Here is a 17382-nt window from a genome sequence, read left to right as displayed (position 1 = left end):
ACCTCCTTTGGTTGATCCATCTGCTTTACTATTCAACATATGCCGCATCGCCCAAGTCTCGAACAAAAAATCACAGATAAAAATAATTGTTCAAAAAAAATAACTATAAAACTGTTTCTAATCAAAAAGAACCTTTAAAACCACGGTAACGTGGATCTAAAGGTTCTTGCTTCAGCACACTATAATAACTTACATACCTGAACTGATCTTACCTATCTCTGTGGATCAGGACTCAATCGGTAGAAAGCTCATCTTCAATCACAGGCTCAGGCTTGCGGTGAATCTTCACTCTCATTATGCGAAGCCTTGTTGCTTCCTCCACCTCGAAGGTAAGGTTATAAAACTCAATTTTCTTCCCTTTCACCGGAATGCCTTCCAATTCCTTGAACAGCCATCCTCCGATGGAATCCACCTCGTCGTCTTCAATGTTTACTCCAGTCAAATCATTGACATCCTCAATGAGCATACGACCGTCCACAGAGATGAAGTTCTCCTTGATTTCCACGCTTGGGCGTTCATCCTCAAACTCATCATAGAGATCCCCGACGATTTCCTCCAAAATTTCCTCCGCTGTCAGCAACCCGGCCGTTCCGCCGTATTCATCTACCACGAGAGTCATTTGGGAATGTTTTTTCTGCATAAGGCGTAGCACGTGACTCACTTCCATAGACTCCGGCACATTCAAAATAGGACGTACCACCGAAGCCAGATCCAGTTGTTCCCCCTGCTCAGCTAGCAGAAGATCCGTGATATGGACAAAACCGATAATCTGGTCTTTATCCTCAACCGCTACCGGGTAGCGGGAATGCTTGGTCTCGCTGATAATCTTGAGATTTTCCTTAAACGACAAATTCGTATACAAACAATCCATATCTGTACGCGGCAGCATGATTTCACGTGCAAGCAAGTCGGAAAAATCAAAAATATTATCCATCAGCTTAATTTCGTCCTTATCAATCACACCGCTTTTGGCGCTCTGATTCATCAATATACGAATCTCTTCCTCCGAATGAGCCGCTTCGGCTTCACTCGCCGGCTGAATCCCGAATGCACGCAACAGCAAGTTTGCCGCAGCATTCAATACCCAGATCACAGGTAGAAAGACCTTATAAAAAAGCAGCAAAGGCGCCGATAAAAACAACGCCACACCTTCAGTCTTCTGAATCGCTAAAGACTTGGGAGCCAATTCCCCCAATACAATATGCAAAAAGGTAATTACGCAAAATCCGACGACAACGGATATCGTTGTAATCAGGGTGCCGTCAGTTACACCGAGTTTGTGCATGAGTGGCTCTATCAGGTAGCCGGATATTGCTGGCTCTCCAATCCAACCCAAACCCAATGAAGCCAGCGTAATGCCCAATTGGGTGGCGGACAGATAAGCATCCAACCTTTGGTTCACCTTCAGCGCATAGCCTGCCAGGCGATGACCCTCGCTTTGGAGCTGCGTCAATCGGGATTGGCGCATTTTGACCAACGAAAATTCTGCGGCCACAAATACACCATTTAGAAAGACAAGCAGCAGTACCAAGAGGAGATTCACAGCTAGCAATCCCCAATGAAACTCGGTATGACCATCCAATACGAACTCCCCATTTCTATAGTTGTAATGCTTTTCTTGATTTAAAGTCTATTCCTTTGTAGTACATATCCGCTACGAGCAGGTTCGGTCCACAACAGGCAGCGGCATCACAATGACAGTTCACAGTCTGATTCAACGGATGCTCATTCAGCCATTCACCAAAAATATCGTCCAGACTGTCTTCCTGAATGTTGCCGAAAGCCGGAATGTCTGCAAAATCCGTCACATACACGCTACCCGTGAACATATTCACATTCACACGGTTTCTTCCGTCTGGATCATTACGCACCGTAATATTCGGTTCCTGACGCAAGCGGCGAAGCAGTTTGCGGTCTTCTTCCCGGTCCGAACAAGCAAAGAACGGTAATGTGCCAAACAACATCCACATGTCCTGATTACGTACATCCAGCAGCTTATGGATAGAGTTCCGCATGTCGTCGAGTGAAAGCACAGGCAAAGCAGAGGCAAAATTTGACGCATACATTGGATGAACCTCATGCCGTCGGCATCCCATTTCGTTGATCAACTGATGAATGCCCTCCAGCTTCGTGTGTGTCCGATAATTAATCATGGATTCAGCTGAAATGAACATTCCCATTTCACTTAATCTGCAGGCATTCTCGATCATTTTTTCATACAGGCGAACAGCACCCGCACGTGGGGTCGGCCGGCCTGTATTTGCAAAACCCACTTCATAAAAATCGTCCGCATTCAAATAGTTAAACGAAATATGCATCACATCTAGATAAGGAAGCATCTTCTCATATCTGCGAATATCTAACGTCAGATTGGAGTTGATTTGCGAGCGAATACCGCGCTCTTTGGCGTATTTCAACAGTGGAACGATCACTTCATCCACTGTTTTATCGAGCAAAGCAGGTTCCCCGCCTGTAATACTGATGGTCTCCAGATGCTCGACTTCATCCAGACGCTTCAGCATTAGGTCTAACGGAAGGAAAGGGGCCTCCTTCATAACCAGCATGTCGCCAACAGCGCAATGCTCACAGCGCATATTACACAGATGCGTTACGGTCATTTCCACACTCGTAAGCAAATGACGACCATGTGTACGCAATGAGACAATCGGGTCCCACGGATCATAGGTTGGCGATATTTGGGGTAGCGTGTTATTTTGTAGAACTGTCATTATGTTTTCACCTTATTTCTGTTATTAACCTCAAAAGACGTATAATTATCATATCATGATGTGTAAAGTGTCTGCATGCTTTCTTCCACATCATCTGCTAATCTACGTGTACTCCTCCGAAAGGGGCCACAGTAGCACCCAATGTATTTGTAATCATAACCGAGAGGGATATGGACAAATCCACATCATAAGGTGCTTTCACTTCCTGCCCATCCCGGTCCCTTACAATGCGAATGACGGGTCTTTGCGGGATTTTGGAATGTATACGCACCACGACCCCCTCTTCCCCCGTGTTGAGCACCACAGAGAGTCCCAAGGGGTAAATAGCCACACAGTCACGAAAGGCTTCTAGCATTCGCTGCTCATATAACGTTCCTGCCCCGGCGTACAGCACTTCCATCGCCTCATAAGGCAACAAAGCCTGCTTATATATCCGACTTGCTGTCATTGCGTCGTACGAGTCTGCCAGGCCGATCCATTTCGCATATTCGTGGATCTGGTCCTTTTTCCAACCGTGTGGGTATCCGCTGCCGTCAATACGCTCATGATGCTGTAATGCACAATGAGCCGACAACAAGGGAATTCCAGGTTCGTCTTTAAGCAGCTTGTAGCCGATCACCGTGTGTGTTTTCATATGCTCATATTCCTCGTCGGTCAATTTGCCCGGCTTATAGAGTACTTGAGGTGAAATTTTCATTTTACCGATATCGTGCAGTAGTGAACCTATTCCCAACTCCATCAGCTGATTGTTATCGTAGCCGTTGGAAATTCCCAGTACAAGTGAATATAGACATACGTTCAAAGAATGATGATACAAATCCTGATCTGCGGCCCCAATATCCATCAACATAATGACGGCGTCCTGCCGGCCTCCAATATCGTCCAGAATAGATTCCATCACCTTATAAAATGACTTGCCAAAATATTTGTGCTTATGATCTACGGAGTAGGATGACAACCCTTGAAATTGCTTTTTGATTTCCTGTAGCGCCGCCGCCCTTGTCTGTTCATGGATCATCTCAGGAATGACGATATCTTCTGTCACAGCATCCTCAATGTATACATATCCAATACCGACTTGGCCTAGACGTTCAATCAATCGCGAAGTAAGCTCAACACCTTCCGAGAGCAGCACCATTCCATTTTCATTGTATATTTTTTTGCCCAGCTTCATGCCGGCTCTCAATAATGTAACAGGTACCAGTCGCAGCTTAATCCTCTCCCGATTGTTTTGATACCTGAAGCCACCTAGCTGCAAAACATTCTTCCATCGCGCCCGGACGCTTCAACTCCATTTCAATCAAATCCCGTAAAAATTCTGGAAGCATAAATCGGAGATCTGTTCCGTTCGCAAGCACCTCATAACCTGCTTTGAAAGTGAACATATCCAACGTGCCCACTGTGTATTCCTCATGCTCTTCCAAAGGTTGACCTGCTACACGAATGTCCGTTACTTTTTCATAAGGAGCACGGCCAGGGTCATACTGAATAGCCAAGCCTTCCACACACATCGTACCAAGCACTTTGCCTCTGAAGCCAAAGCCCGTCATAGGCTTGTCCGCAAATTCAGGCAGCAAGGACTGCTCCAGCGCCAACCGAATATCGCTCCCCCGCAACTTCATAACACAGGCATTAATCGGTGAAGGGCATAAGGAATGCAGGATTCCTTTACTGATATCCCCTTGAGGTAATGGGCCGAGCAGTTGTCCCGCATTGACGAGGGCAATTTCTGTTCCTGTAAAATGGGACACTGATTGTGCCAGCATATTCCCGAAAGGGGATTCCTGATCATATGCGATCTCCAGTTTCCGATCCGTCACAGCAACCGTGCTCTCCATGGCGCGCTCTGCTTGTCTGCGATGCACCACAATGGCCGATGCCACTTTTTCGTCCAGTATTGTCAGATCCACAGGAACTACACCGCCTGACGTGACTCGAAACGGTTCGAGGCTATTGTTACGACTTAGCGTCACTTCACCCAGCAGCGTTCCGAACTTACCCGCCCCACATAAAGCTGTTTTCCCGATCCAAAGCGGTTCCTCCAGCACATGATGGGTGTGACCTCCAAGGATAACGTCAATCTCAGGAAATTGCGACGCTAACTTTTTATCGGAAGGTAGGCCCAGGTGCGACATCACGACCAAAACATCAACCTGCTTTCTCAGTGCCGCGATCTGCTTCCCCAGCACATCAAACGGATTGAGCACATCCCAGCCCAGCAATTGATAATACTCTACAAAAGGAGCCGTCACACCAAGTAAACCGACCTTGATTCCTGCTTTGTCTACAATAAGGGATTCCTTCATCCACGCAGGACTCATCCCTGTGGCACACTCAGTCATATTGCCACATATGACCGGACAATGAATGCCCGCATATGCCTGTTCAATCATATCCGGGGTAAAAGTCAGTCCCTCATTATTACCGATCGTAATGGCATCATATCCTGTTAGATTCATCACATCCACATTTGCCCCACCTAGCGTTCCTTCCGTTTCGGGGGCCATCCGGTCCATGTGGTCTCCTATGTCAAGCACAAGTAGCGCATCCCCTAATGCAGCTCTTCGTTCATTAATCATCGCGGCTATCGAAGGCATACTGCCAAAATGACTATGGATATCATTGGTATGCAAAATGGTCAACGTTTGCCGAGTCGTCATCTCCATAACCGCCCTCCTCTATATTTTATATATCGACTTTGGAGCTTCTAATGTTTAAGCATATCATGTTATTTAGCAATATGGTACATATGGGTGGACATAGTCCTTAAGCTTCGCTGTAGTCTCTGGGCAATCTCATATTACAAACATAGTGAAAAGTATTGACGTTATCTATTGTAGGTATCTGATAGGAATTGGGTTCCTGGGACCTATTTTACAGCTTGGAATAATAGTAAATTAGTCGTTGTCATCCCATATAATTCTTGATATATTAAGTTTGTTTCGTATTTTCGACAAATTTACGACAATAAGGAGGTTAGCGCATGAGAGTACACGTTACCGATGCCAAGCCAGGAGATCGCCTCAAATCCGATACATACAATGGGCACGGTGTGCCTGTCATGGTTCAGGGCACCGAGCTACAGCATGACGATATTTCCAAGCTCATTATGCACGGTGTCGATTATATCGACATTGATGCCGGTTCTGCGAGCATTCCGGTTGACTTTGCCCCCGATGTTCCAGCTTCCCCCGAGTCCCTCAAACGTGCCGTTCCTCTCATGGAGCAGACGATCAGTGGCTTTGAAAGTATGTTTCTCGAAGCTTCCTCAACTGGCAAATTTGATGAATATCGAGTTGATGAGCTGTTCGGCCCTCTCGTTTCAGAGCTAGCTCGTCAAAAAGATGTCGTATCTCTGCTGTTAATTATGGAACGGGGAGATCACTATACCTATAATCATTCTCTCCAAGTAGGCGTACTGTCATATTACATTGCCACATGGCTTGGGTATACGGAAGAAGAAGCATATGCCGCCGGTAAAGCTGGATATTTACATGATATAGGCAAGTCCATGATACCCGATGAAATTTTGAACAAACCGGATAAACTGACACCTGAAGAATTTCATGAAATGAAGAAACATTCGCTATATGGCTATGATATTATTCGCAATTCAACCAGCGATGAGATTTCTGCAATTGTCGCCTTACAGCATCATGAGCGTGAAGATGGAAGTGGATATCCCCATGGTCTGTTCAAGGAAGAAATTCATCCTTTTGCCAGCATAACAGCTATTGCCGACGTGTATAGCGCGATGATTTCCAATCGTGTGTATCAGACGAAGCAGGAGCTACTCACCGTATTACGCGAGCTGCACAGCATGAGTTTTGGACATCTAAACCCAGAAGCTACCCAAGTGTTCATCAGACACATGCTTCCTAATTTCATTAATAAGCAGGTTCTGTTGACTACAGGTCAGACAGGAACGATCATTCTGAACAATCCTGCTGATTACTTCAGACCCTTAGTAAGAATTAACGATGATGAATATGTAGATTTGTCTAGGGAACGCCATGTATCCATTGATGAAATTTATTTGGAATCCTGATCCGCTACTGCCTCCCGGCGTTACTTCGGTGGCACGAAATGTTTTGCCGAAGCACAGACTACGCGAATAAAAAGAGACTGTCCTTGATTCGTAGGTTCTTCTACGAAGGACAGCCTCTTTTTAAGTTACGGATATTAACCTTGTTACTATCTTTATTTATGGTTTAATCCTAAGTGGTAAGATCGTGTAGCCCTGGACTATGTTCATTAGGCAATTCGGGCATATACGGAAGAGGAAAACCCTCAGGAGGATCTATTACACTCAAATCCCCACCGTTTCTGCTTGGAGTTTGCCCATTGAATATTTCCCCAATACGGGTAGAATCCAATCGAAAATTAAACTGCGCATTGTGAAAGCCCATCTCAACATACTTCCGGCATTCTGGATACTTGTTAATATCGTAATTTGGAACCGGGAACAATTTTCCCCAATCAACTCCAAGTGTCTCTAATGCTTTGGCAAACGCGTTTTGATGAGCATTATCCCTCACAATCAAAAAAGCCAACGTTTCCCGGAATGTTTTGTTCGAGCTCATTTCGTAAATTCGGGATTTTTGCAGGACCCCTGTAGATTCGAGTACGAGATTATCAAGCAAATCACTAACCAGATTCCCGTGGGAATAAACATAACTACCTAGCCAAGGATTCCCACTTGCATCAACAGGTAAGGAACTTTGGGCTCCCATAATAAAATGATGAGGATTTGCGTGTTTTATCGCCTCATCTAAAGGAGCATGATCCATTCCCGCATCGCCGGCTTGGTCTGCGCCTGAGCCAGTCAGAAGTTGATTTATAGTATGTTGGACCAGTTCAACATGACTAAGCTCCTCTAGAAAAACTCCTCGTATCAAATCCCTGTACTGCACAGCATTACCACGAAAATTATTACTTTGAAAGAAAAACTGCATCATAGTACGCATTTCTCCGAATCGACCACCTAACACTTCTTGAATCACTTTAGCAGCAGCAGGATCGGGCTTATCGGGTACTATTAAGTTAATTAAATCTTCTTTATAAAAATACAATTCAAATCCCCTCCTTAGACTCTTCATTTTAAAGTGAAACATAGGCTTCCCTCTTTAATAATTTATATACAAACCAAACAAACAGAAAGTTAAATATAAAGACCCGTATCGATTTTTGTGATGCTGCTCCTCGTTTTATTACATCTTGAAAAGGTTAAATACAGTTAGAATTCACTAAGTTGCTTTAGCTATAGGAGGAGTATATATGTTTAGACATCAAAAAGAGTTGCAGTTTGAAGTGAAAGTAGAGCGTCCTGATCCTCTTTTTGCCCGGCAGGTACAAGAAGTTTTGGGAGGGCAATTTGGAGAAATGACCGTGATGATGCAATATTTATTTCAAGGGTTTAACTGTCGCGGTGATGAAAAATATAAAGATATGCTGATGGATATTGGAACTGAAGAAGTAGGGCATGTGGAGATGCTGTGTGCTTTAATTAGTCAACTACTTGATGGAGCTAAACCAGAAGATCAAGAACAAGCTGCAAAAGACCCTGTTACAGCTGCCATAATGGGGGGAATTAACCCACAGCACTTGCTGGTCAGCGGTCTAGGCGGATTGCCTACTAATTCAAATGGAGTTCCATGGAACGGTTCTTATATCGTCGCAAGTGGCAACCTTTTGGCGGATATGCGATCCAATTTGCACGCAGAGAGTCAGGGTCGATTGCAGGTAGCAAGGCTATATCATATGACACAAGATGAAAGCGTCAGAGCTACACTACGGAAAATGCTAGCGCGTGACCGCTATCACCAGTATCAGTGGATGGCGGCAATCCAAGAATTAGAAGAGAAAAACGGTGTTGTGGTCCCGGCTTCTTTTCCTCCTGAGGCAGAGCAAGAGTCTCAGCCTGAAGCTTATGAGTTTTGGAATTTGTCTGAGGGCGAAGAATCTAGTGAAGGTTTGTGGGCAACAGGAAGTGCGCCGGATGGAACCGGGAGCTATGTATACATCTCAAAACCTGTTGCCAAAGGACAAATCTATAATGCCAAAATACCAGCAACCGAGTTACATCATGACTTAGACCATAAAACTTCAGATAAATAAACAAGTGGCAGACGAGCTGTCCCAACATTAAAGATTGCTTATTGGTGACACTGACCATAAAAATAAAACAAAAAATATATACTTAAAATTCGAATAAGGCGGCTTATCATAAGGCATAAAATCATAGCCGGTCATAAATCATGAAGTACAGAATTAATGTAAGACTAAAAGCCCTGCCGACCAATTATGGTTAGCAGAGCTTTTTGATTTATTTCGAGTAATTTACACATCACTGAAAAATCGAAGTCGATGCTCTCATTCTGTATGAGCAGATGTCTATAACAATCATTTGTGTTACCTCAGCTTCGGTCAAACCACCGTTCATTAAATAAGAGGTGCCTGAATCAATGTTGCAAAATTAAACTGGTGTACATGACCATCATTTAATGTAGTTTGGCCCGTAACAAAATGTACATGCTTACCATTTCCGACTGGAATAGCGGGCCCTGTTCTAATCCTTCTCAGATTATGAAAATGGTTCACGAAATCAGTTTTGGTAAGATCAATTTCATGGACATGACTTCTTCCAACTCGAATCGCTTGCCCAGTAACACCTGCAAAGCGGTGGTTATGTCGGTCTGCACCTTCTTCGGCCAGTTTGGTGCTACCTTCAAATTCATGTACATGTCTCTGTGTCTGCTTAGAAGAGAGGGTTTTCTTCTTCACTCCAGCTTTATTCTTCTGCATCTGTTGGCATGCCTCCTTATGTTTATGTCACTCACAACATCCTATTAAGCAAACATACATAAGTGCTAGGCAACTATCTGCAGTCCTAAGCATAATTTTTTTTGTAGTAGAAGAAGGCTTATGGACTTAGGTATCATAGTAAAAAACAAAAGAAGACGAACTTAAAAAGTTCGTCTCCTATACTAGCAGGAAATCCGAATCGGCATAAAATCGGCACGACTCGGATTTAACAAGCTTTAGAATACCTCAAGAGCCTTGACATACCAAGGGTTACTGCGTTTTAACCGATACTACCTTCCATCTCGAACTTGATCAAACGATTCATCTCTACCGCATATTCCATCGGCAGTTCTTTTGTGAATGGCTCAATAAAGCCCATAACGATCATTTGCGTTGCCTCTGCTTCAGTCAAACCACGGCTCATCAGATAGAACAGCTGATCTTCCGATACCTTGGAAACCGTTGCTTCGTGCTCAAGCGTGATGTCATCATTCATGATTTCATTATAAGGAATAGTATCTGAGGTTGATTGATTATCCAAAATCAACGTATCACACTTGATATTGGATTTTGCACCTTGAGCCTGACGACCGAATGAAGCTAATCCGCGATACGTTACTTTACCGCCGTGCTTACTGATCGACTTGGATACAATGGTGGACGTGGTGTCTGGTGCTAAGTGGATCATTTTCGCACCTGCATCCTGATGCTGGCCTTTGCCTGCAACAGCGATGGACAAGACCATCCCTTTCGCTCCACGGCCCTTCAATACAACGGCTGGATACTTCATCGTCAACTTGGAACCGATGTTACCATCGACCCATTCCATCGTTGCATTTTCTTCTGCAACCGCACGTTTGGTTACCAGGTTATAGATGTTTGGTGCCCAGTTCTGGATCGTTGTATAACGAACGCGTGCGTTCTTCTTACAAATAATTTCGACTACGGCACTATGCAGCGAGTTCGTGCTGTAAATCGGAGCCGTACAGCCTTCTACATAGTGCACAAAGCTGTCTTCGTCAGCAATTATGAGCGTACGCTCAAATTGACCCATGTTTTCCGAGTTGATACGGAAGTAAGCCTGCAATGGAACTTCACATTTCACACCTTTTGGTACATAGATGAAGCTCCCGCCTGACCATACCGCACTGTTCAGTGCTGCAAACTTATTGTCCGCAGGAGGTACAACTGTTGCAAAATACTCTTTCAGAATCTCAGGATGCTCACGCAACGCCGTATCGGTATCCATGAAAATAACGCCCTGATCTTCCAGTTCCTTTTGCATACTGTGGTAGACAACCTCGGATTCATACTGTGCGGATACACCAGCCAAAAACTTTTGCTCCGCCTCGGGAATACCCAGTTTATCAAAGGTTTCTTTAATTTCCGTAGGAACCTCTTCCCACGTCTTCCCTTGTTTCTCGGAAGGTCTTACATAGTACTGGATATCGTTGAAATCCAGTTCATCCATATCTCCGCCCCAGTTTGGCATTGGCATTTTTTCAAACTGCTTCAGTGCCTTCAGACGGAACTCCAGCATCCATTCTGGCTCATCCTTAATTTTGGAGATTTCCTTTACGATTTCCGGAGTGAGACCCTTACCTGTTTGGAAAATGGACTTGTGCTCGTCACGAAAGCCGTATTTATACTCTTCCATTTCCGGTGCTTTCTTGGCCATGTTTCTCAAACCTCCTCTGTTCTATTTAAATTATTTATCTTCATCAATCCCTTTGCGCAGCGCGTTCCAAGCCAGTGTCGCACATTTGATGCGGGCCGGGAACTTATTTACGCCTGACAAAGCTTCCAATTCTTCATAATCATCAAATTCGACGGCTTCCCCCTTCATTAAAGAAGAGAAGCGGCTTGCCATATCCAATGCCTGATCAATCGTTTTTCCTTTGACTGCTTCTGTCATCATCGAAGCTGAGGACATACTAATCGAGCAGCCTTCACCAGTAAAACGGGCATCTTCGACCACGCCGTCTTTCGTTTTGAGTTGAAGGGAAATCCGGTCACCACACGTAGGATTATTCAAATCCACCGTAACGGCATCATCCTCAAAACGTCCGCGATTGCGCGGATTTTTATAATGATCCATAATCACGCGTCGGTACAAGTCATCAAGTTGCATCGCCAAAATACTCCTTTGTTTGGATTAAGGCGCTGACCAGAGCGTCGACTTCTTCTTCCGTGTTATAGAGATAAAAGCTGGCACGTGCAGTTGCACTGGCTTTCAGCCAGCGCATCAATGGCTGGCAGCAATGATGTCCCGCACGTACAGCCACCCCTTTGCTATCCAGTACAGTAGCTACATCATGCGGATGCACATCATCCAGGTTGAATGTTACGAGCCCAACATGACGTTCTGCCGGTCCGTATATCGTCAACCCCTCCACTTCACGGAGACGTTTGAGGGCATAGTTGGACAAACGGCTCTCATGCTGTGCAATGGCGTCCATTCCGATGCTTTCCAGAAAATCAATAGCAGCTCCCAAACCAACAGCTCCAGCGATAATCGGAGTTCCACCTTCGAATTTCCAAGGCAGCTCCTTCCATGTGGATTCATACAATCCCACATCGTCGATCATTTCCCCGCCGAACTCAATGGGCTCCATATTTTCCAGCAGCGCCTTCTTGCCGTACAGTGCCCCGATCCCAGTAGGCGCACACATTTTGTGACCCGAAAAGGCATAAAAGTCAGCATCGATGTCTTGCACGTCTACTTTCATATGTGGTGTGCTTTGTGCACCGTCTATAACGATAACTGCGCCTGTGCGATGCGCAATAGCTGCAATCTCTTTGACAGGGTTCACAACACCAAGCACATTGGAGACATGCGCAATCGCTACAATTTTGGTGTTTTCTGTAATAGTATTCTCCACATCAGCAAGATCAACGCTACCATCCTCTTGAAGTGGAATATATTTTAAAGTTGCGCCTGTGGCTTTGGCTACCTGTTGCCACGGGATCAGATTACTGTGATGCTCCATTTGTGTGATGACAATTTCATCACCCTCCTTACAGTTAGCTCTACCATAAGAAGAAGCCACCAGATTCAGCGCCGTTGTTGTTCCGCGTGTAAAAATAATTTCCTGACTGCGCTTGGCATTCAGAAAGCGAGCTACCTTCTCCCTCGCACCTTCATAAGCATCCGTCGCCCGGCTACCCAAGGTATGCACACCACGGTGAACATTTGAGTTATCATATTCGTAGTAGTGCTTGATCGCCTCGATGACCGCCAGCGGTTTTTGCGAAGTAGCCGCATTATCCAAATAAACCAGCGGATGACCGTTAATCTCCTGATGTAAAATCGGGAATTGTTCACGGATCAATGCAGTATTCATTGGCCTAACTTCCTTTCAACAAGGCTTTGCAGCTGATGTTGAAGTCCTTCGAGCGGAATCTCAGATACGACAGGTGCCAAGAAGCCATAAATAATCAGACGCTCAGCTTCTGCCCGGCTAATTCCGCGGGACATCAAGTAATACACTTGTTCACGGTTAACCTGACCAACCGATGCTGCGTGACCTGCTGTTACATCATCCTCATCAATCAGCAGGATTGGGTTAGCGTCACCACGCGCTTTCGGGCTGAGCATCAGAACACGTTCTGTTTGCTGACCATCTGCTTTGGTAGCACCTTTTTCAATTTTTGTAATTCCGTTAATGATGGAAGACGCTTCTTCACGCATCACTGCGCGCGTTATCATCTGACTAGCGGAATTTTTGCCGAAATGCTGTGCTTGTGTCGTATAGTTCAGCTTTTGTGAGCCGGAACCTACAGCAATGATCTTGGCATCCGAATTGGAGCCATTGCCTTTGAGCACGGACATGGTATTGCTTGCTGTATTGCCGTTGTTCATTTCGCCCACAATCCATTCGATAGCTGCGTCATTTCCCAACGTGGCACGACGAATTGAAATATCCGTTACTTGCTCTCCAAACTGATGGACTGTCGCATAGCGAACTTTAGCCCCAGCATTTGCAACAACTTCTACCGCACCGTTATGAAGAACAGGTGCCGCCAAATCCGCAGATACATAGTTGTCTACGTACGTCACGGAACTATGACTTTCGACAATAAGCAGCACATGCGGCGCAAACGTTGCAGTCGCATCGTCTGTCAGGAATACAGCTTGAAGCGGAACGTTCAGTTCTACATTTTTAGGCACATAAGCAAATACTCCACCGTTCCAGAGTGCTGCGTGCAATGCAGATAATGAATTCTCTTCTGCCTTAATCACTGTGTTCAGATGAGCTTTAACCAAATCAGCATGCTCTTTAACCGCTGTTTGTAAATCCGTGAAAATGACGCCTTGCGCCGCCAATTCCTCACTCAGCTTCACATATACCGCACCGGAGTTGCGCTGAATAATCAGACCGCCCTCCTGTTGCTCTTTGACAAGATCAGCAATGGCTGCAGGAACCTGCCCTACCGATGCAATGACCTCGCTCTGTTTATGTTGACCGTAATCGTTTAATTTCCAACGTTCGATTTTTGTTTTTTCAAATACCGGAAGCTCCAGTTTGCCTGCAAGCTCAAGTGCTTTTTGTCTGTCTTCAGCCAGCCAAGATGGTTCGCCGTTACGTTCGGACAGAACACGCAGTTGCTCGGAATCTACCGGAAGGATTGTTTGTGTTGTCATTAGTTTTCCTCCTCGCTTCCGGCTTACGCCTCTTGTCCTACAGTTTCATCAACGATACCCAGCTCTTCCTTGATCCAGTCGTAACCGTCCGCTTCCAGACGCTCAGCAAGCTCAGGACCCCCGGATTTAACGATACGTCCTTGCATCATTACATGTACATAATCTGGTTTAACGTAGTTTAACAGACGTTGGTAGTGAGTAATCACGAGGAAACCACGATCTTCGGAACGCATAGCGTTCACACCGTTAGCCACGATTCTCAAAGCATCGATATCCAGACCGGAGTCGATTTCATCAAGAATGACAATTTTCGGATCAATCATCATCATTTGCAAAATTTCATTCCGTTTTTTCTCACCACCAGAGAAGCCTTCGTTCAGGTACCGGTGAGCAAACTCAGGGTTCATTTCAAGCTCTTTCATTTTGCTTTCCATTTGACGGATAAACTTAATCAAGGAGATTTCTTGTCCTTCTTCACGGCGCGCGTTGATCGCACTACGCAAAAAGTCGGAGTTCGTTACCCCTGCAATTTCACTCGGGTACTGCATCGCCAAGAACAATCCTGCACGTGCACGCTCATCCACTTCCATATCCAGCACGTCTTCTCCATCCAAAGTTACTTTACCATCTGTAACTTCATATTTTGGATGACCCATCAAAGCAGACGCAAGTGTACTTTTACCCGTACCGTTAGGACCCATGATGGCATGGATTTCTCCGCCCTTCATTTCGAGGTTAATACCTTTCAAAATTTCCTTGCCTTCAATGGTCGCTTTGAGACCTTCAATCTTAAAGTTTGTAGCCATATTCGCAATACCCTCCAAAAAATGTAGTGTGGTGTCGAAATCAGAAAGTATATTTAAACAGGGGAGCCCCCTGATTTCAAGTAATATTTAAAAATTTATTTATAATCATTCTAAACTGATTCTCAATGATTCTCAAGTTATTTTATAATAAATATCTTGAAGGGTGCAACCAACAGACACACGTTATCCAACTTTCTTCATAAAATGTTCACCCTACCAAGCACACAAATGGCAAAATACATCCTGCGAATGTTTATATAATTATAAATTTGTACAAAAAACACGAGGTGCATGATCTCTTTTCAGCCATAAAAACGCTACTGACAGCATGACGTCAGTAGCGTTTTACATGTAAAAAGTTTATTTCAAAGCGTAATCCCATCACTACAATTAGCCCAAATAAGAGCGAAGCATCCACATATGTTTCTCCAGATCCGCTTTATAGCCGATCAGCAAATCTGCAGTTGGTTGGTCGGAATTGCTTTCCGCCAGTTCAATACCTTCCTGAAACTCCTCGCATACCGTTGCAAAATCCTCGATCAAGGTTTGTACCATCTTGGGAGCATCTTCGTTGCCGGTTGCTTCCTGAATCGACGACAGCTCCAGGTACTCCTTCAATGTTGCGGAAGGTGAACCTTTCAACGCGAGCAAACGCTCGGCGATCTCATCCATTTTCAATGTCACTTCATTGTATAACTCTTCAAATTTAACATGGAGTGTGTAGAAACTGGAGCCTTTCACATACCAGTGATAGTTATGAATTTTTACATATAACACATTGAGGTTAGCGACTTGACGGTTTAAAAGTTCCTCCACCGATTTGGTTTGCGTATTTTTCGAGTTACTTGTTGTTTTAGCCATCATAAATCCCTTCCTTTTTCATCAAATTGATTTTCAGGAACGTTTACGTATCCATCACCGTCATTGCTGACGGTAAGACGCCAGCGGGCATCCTAATCACCTGCCGGACGTCTGTTTCATACTTACCCTCTCTATACGGAAACGAAACAAAAAGAAGAGTTCTCCTTTCTCCCTCTTTCGATCCTCCATAAAAAAAATGTACAAAACTTCAATGATTTTCGTTATACTTTCTCTATCCTATCAAAATACTTGGTTTAATATTGTGATATTCCCAGACTATTTACATGTGCACAATTTATGGAGGTGACTTCGTTGTCCCAATATCATCCTTTAACGACTGAAGAAGCAATCGAATTCGTGAAGAACATCCCCGGATTTTTTAGTCAGGAAGCTCGTCTGGAATGCCGGGAAATCGGTGATGGTAACCTAAATCTGGTTTTTCATATTACGGATTCTGAATCTAACAAGAGTATCATTGCCAAGCAGGCACTTCCCTATGTAAAAATTGTGGGTGAATCCTGGCCGCTCTCACTGGATCGTGCCCGTATTGAACGCGAGGCACTTCAGCAGGAGCACCACATTTGCCCCGAATTGGTTCCTGCGATACTGGCGTATGACGATGAGCTTGCATTGACCGTGATGGAGGATCTTAGCTCCCACACCATCATGCGCAAGGGACTAATAGAAGGAAACACATATCCATATTTCGCTAATCATATTGGGGAGTTTCTGGCACGCACGCTCTTCTTCACCTCAGATTTGGGCATGAATCAGCAGGATAAAAAAGACCTAGTCAAACGTTTTATCAACCCGGATCTCTGCAAAATAACTGAGGATCTGATTCTGGATGAACCGTATCGGTTCTCAGATAATAACAACTATGGTGCGTACATCGAAGACGAAGCAGAGGCACTCCGTACAGATCAAGCGCTTCATCTGGAAGTGGCTTTGCTGCGAGAAAAGTTTTTGACACGAACCGAAGCGCTTCTGCACGGTGACCTTCATACTGGTAGCATTTTTGTAACGACCGAATCGACTAAAGTCATTGATCCTGAATTTGCCTACTACGGACCCATGGGCTTTGATATCGGAGCGGTGATCGCCAATCTGCTGTTGAACTACGCTGCACAGCCCGGATGGACCTCTGGTGAGACGGCTCTAAAAGAAAGGCGCGACTGGGTTCTGGAGACTGCCATTCAGGTATGGGAGCAGTTTGAGCGTAGGTTCCGCAAACTGTGGGACGAGCATGTCACCGATCATATGGCACGTACAGCGGGATATCAGGACTTGTATCTCCAGAAAGTACTGCAAGATACGATTGGTTTTGCAGGGTGCAAAGTGATCCGCCGTATCATCAGCCTGTCGCATGTGGCAGATATCGAGACAATAGCCGATCCTGACCTCAAGGAAGCTGCGGAACGTCTGGCGTTATCTATCGGTAAATCCTTGGTTCTTCGCAATCGCGGGCTTCATTCGATTCGGGAACTGGGAGACATTGTTCGGACAGCAACAGCTGCCCAAACTAAAGGAGCTTAAT

At 44.9% G+C, this 17382-nt stretch carries 15 protein-coding genes; 3 read left to right on the top strand and 12 right to left on the bottom strand.

The features are described from left to right. Positions 1-232: 232 nt before the first annotated feature. The 4 genes from MKY75_RS07840 to MKY75_RS07825 all read right to left on the bottom strand — a co-directional run bounded on the left by MKY75_RS07840 (position 233) and on the right by MKY75_RS07825 (position 5395). The gene (locus tag MKY75_RS07840) at positions 233-1582 is read right to left on the bottom strand and encodes a hemolysin family protein (RefSeq protein WP_029516594.1); all 1350 of its coding nucleotides are present in this window, start codon (positions 1580-1582) and stop codon (positions 233-235) included. 16 nt (positions 1583-1598) lie between these two features. Further along, complete coding sequence (gene yfkAB / locus MKY75_RS07835) at positions 1599-2729, bottom strand: radical SAM/CxCxxxxC motif protein YfkAB (RefSeq protein ID WP_340884910.1); 1131 nt, start codon at positions 2727-2729, stop codon at positions 1599-1601. Positions 2730-2826: 97 nt separating this feature from the next. After that, positions 2827-3987, bottom strand: a complete 1161-nt coding sequence (locus MKY75_RS07830) for an HD-GYP domain-containing protein (protein WP_069011214.1) — start codon at positions 3985-3987, stop codon at positions 2827-2829. Continuing rightward, positions 3941-5395, bottom strand: coding sequence for a bifunctional metallophosphatase/5'-nucleotidase (locus tag MKY75_RS07825; RefSeq protein ID WP_069011215.1), 1455 nt, complete (start codon positions 5393-5395; stop codon positions 3941-3943). Before MKY75_RS07825 ends, MKY75_RS07830 begins: the two co-directional genes overlap by 47 nt. Positions 5396-5712: 317 nt before the next feature. Here MKY75_RS07825 and MKY75_RS07820 point away from each other — a divergent pair, with 317 nt between their 5' ends. Further along, positions 5713-6777 carry an HD-GYP domain-containing protein gene (locus tag MKY75_RS07820; RefSeq protein ID WP_029516590.1) on the top strand — a complete coding sequence of 355 codons (1065 nt, stop codon included), beginning with the start codon at positions 5713-5715 and terminating at the stop codon, positions 6775-6777. A gap of 169 nt (positions 6778-6946) precedes the next feature. On the opposite strand, the gene MKY75_RS07815 is transcribed toward MKY75_RS07820, so the two are convergent. Continuing rightward, positions 6947-7801: a manganese catalase family protein gene (locus MKY75_RS07815; RefSeq protein ID WP_029516589.1), complete on the bottom strand. Its 855-nt coding sequence runs from the start codon at positions 7799-7801 to the stop codon at positions 6947-6949. 205 nt (positions 7802-8006) lie between these two features. On the opposite strand from MKY75_RS07815, the gene MKY75_RS07810 reads away from it, so the two are divergent. After that, positions 8007-8846 carry a manganese catalase family protein gene (locus MKY75_RS07810; protein ID WP_029516588.1) on the top strand — a complete coding sequence of 280 codons (840 nt, stop codon included), beginning with the start codon at positions 8007-8009 and terminating at the stop codon, positions 8844-8846. 324 nt (positions 8847-9170) lie between these two features. Here MKY75_RS07810 and MKY75_RS07805 read toward each other — a convergent pair whose 3' ends face one another. From MKY75_RS07805 to MKY75_RS07775, 7 genes are all read right to left on the bottom strand, one after another. Beyond that, a complete protein-coding gene (locus tag MKY75_RS07805) occupies positions 9171-9533 on the bottom strand; it encodes a YmaF family protein (RefSeq protein ID WP_029516587.1) in 363 nt (120 codons plus the stop codon). 280 nt (positions 9534-9813) lie between these two features. Then, positions 9814-11211: a Fe-S cluster assembly protein SufB gene (gene sufB / locus MKY75_RS07800; protein WP_013309556.1), complete on the bottom strand. Its 1398-nt coding sequence runs from the start codon at positions 11209-11211 to the stop codon at positions 9814-9816. Between the two features lie 30 nt (positions 11212-11241). After that, positions 11242-11664, bottom strand: a complete 423-nt coding sequence (gene sufU / locus MKY75_RS07795) for a Fe-S cluster assembly sulfur transfer protein SufU (protein WP_013309555.1) — start codon at positions 11662-11664, stop codon at positions 11242-11244. After that, complete coding sequence (locus tag MKY75_RS07790; RefSeq protein WP_165145264.1) at positions 11654-12877, bottom strand: cysteine desulfurase; 1224 nt, start codon at positions 12875-12877, stop codon at positions 11654-11656. The genes sufU and MKY75_RS07790 overlap by 11 nt, the downstream gene beginning before the upstream one ends. Then, the gene (gene sufD / locus MKY75_RS07785; RefSeq protein ID WP_025719242.1) at positions 12874-14178 is read right to left on the bottom strand and encodes a Fe-S cluster assembly protein SufD; all 1305 of its coding nucleotides are present in this window, start codon (positions 14176-14178) and stop codon (positions 12874-12876) included. The genes MKY75_RS07790 and sufD overlap by 4 nt, the downstream gene beginning before the upstream one ends. A gap of 23 nt (positions 14179-14201) precedes the next feature. Continuing rightward, positions 14202-14984: a Fe-S cluster assembly ATPase SufC gene (sufC, locus tag MKY75_RS07780; protein WP_029516585.1), complete on the bottom strand. Its 783-nt coding sequence runs from the start codon at positions 14982-14984 to the stop codon at positions 14202-14204. A gap of 390 nt (positions 14985-15374) precedes the next feature. Continuing rightward, the gene (locus tag MKY75_RS07775) at positions 15375-15845 is read right to left on the bottom strand and encodes a Dps family protein (protein WP_013309551.1); all 471 of its coding nucleotides are present in this window, start codon (positions 15843-15845) and stop codon (positions 15375-15377) included. Positions 15846-16157: 312 nt separating this feature from the next. On the opposite strand from MKY75_RS07775, the gene mtnK reads away from it, so the two are divergent. Beyond that, a complete protein-coding gene (gene mtnK, locus MKY75_RS07770) occupies positions 16158-17381 on the top strand; it encodes an S-methyl-5-thioribose kinase (protein WP_029516584.1) in 1224 nt (407 codons plus the stop codon). Position 17382 lies beyond the last annotated feature (1 nt).

Origin of the sequence: Paenibacillus sp. FSL L8-0663 (assembly GCF_038008125.1) — a bacterium.
GTDB classification, from domain to species: Bacteria; Bacillota; Bacilli; order Paenibacillales; family Paenibacillaceae; genus Paenibacillus; species Paenibacillus polymyxa_D.
The sequence above is the reverse complement of the archived record's forward strand: the minus strand, read 5'-3'. Positions and strand labels throughout refer to the sequence as shown.

Excerpts from the sequence above, each read along its gene's own strand:
- yfkAB (WP_340884910.1), bottom strand. The coding sequence starts at position 2,729 with ATGACAGTTCTACAAAATAACACGCTACCCCAAATATCGCCAACCTAT.
- MKY75_RS07825 (WP_069011215.1), bottom strand. The coding sequence starts at position 5,395 with ATGGAGATGACGACTCGGCAAACGTTGACCATTTTGCATACCAATGAT.
- MKY75_RS07820 (WP_029516590.1), top strand. The coding sequence starts at position 5,713 with ATGAGAGTACACGTTACCGATGCCAAGCCAGGAGATCGCCTCAAATCC.
- MKY75_RS07810 (WP_029516588.1), top strand. The coding sequence starts at position 8,007 with ATGTTTAGACATCAAAAAGAGTTGCAGTTTGAAGTGAAAGTAGAGCGT.
- MKY75_RS07805 (WP_029516587.1), bottom strand. The coding sequence starts at position 9,533 with ATGCAGAAGAATAAAGCTGGAGTGAAGAAGAAAACCCTCTCTTCTAAG.
- sufB (WP_013309556.1), bottom strand. The coding sequence starts at position 11,211 with ATGGCCAAGAAAGCACCGGAAATGGAAGAGTATAAATACGGCTTTCGT.
- sufU (WP_013309555.1), bottom strand. The coding sequence starts at position 11,664 with ATGCAACTTGATGACTTGTACCGACGCGTGATTATGGATCATTATAAA.
- MKY75_RS07790 (WP_165145264.1), bottom strand. The coding sequence starts at position 12,877 with ATGAATACTGCATTGATCCGTGAACAATTCCCGATTTTACATCAGGAG.
- sufD (WP_025719242.1), bottom strand. The coding sequence starts at position 14,178 with ATGACAACACAAACAATCCTTCCGGTAGATTCCGAGCAACTGCGTGTT.
- sufC (WP_029516585.1), bottom strand. The coding sequence starts at position 14,984 with ATGGCTACAAACTTTAAGATTGAAGGTCTCAAAGCGACCATTGAAGGC.
- MKY75_RS07775 (WP_013309551.1), bottom strand. The coding sequence starts at position 15,845 with ATGGCTAAAACAACAAGTAACTCGAAAAATACGCAAACCAAATCGGTG.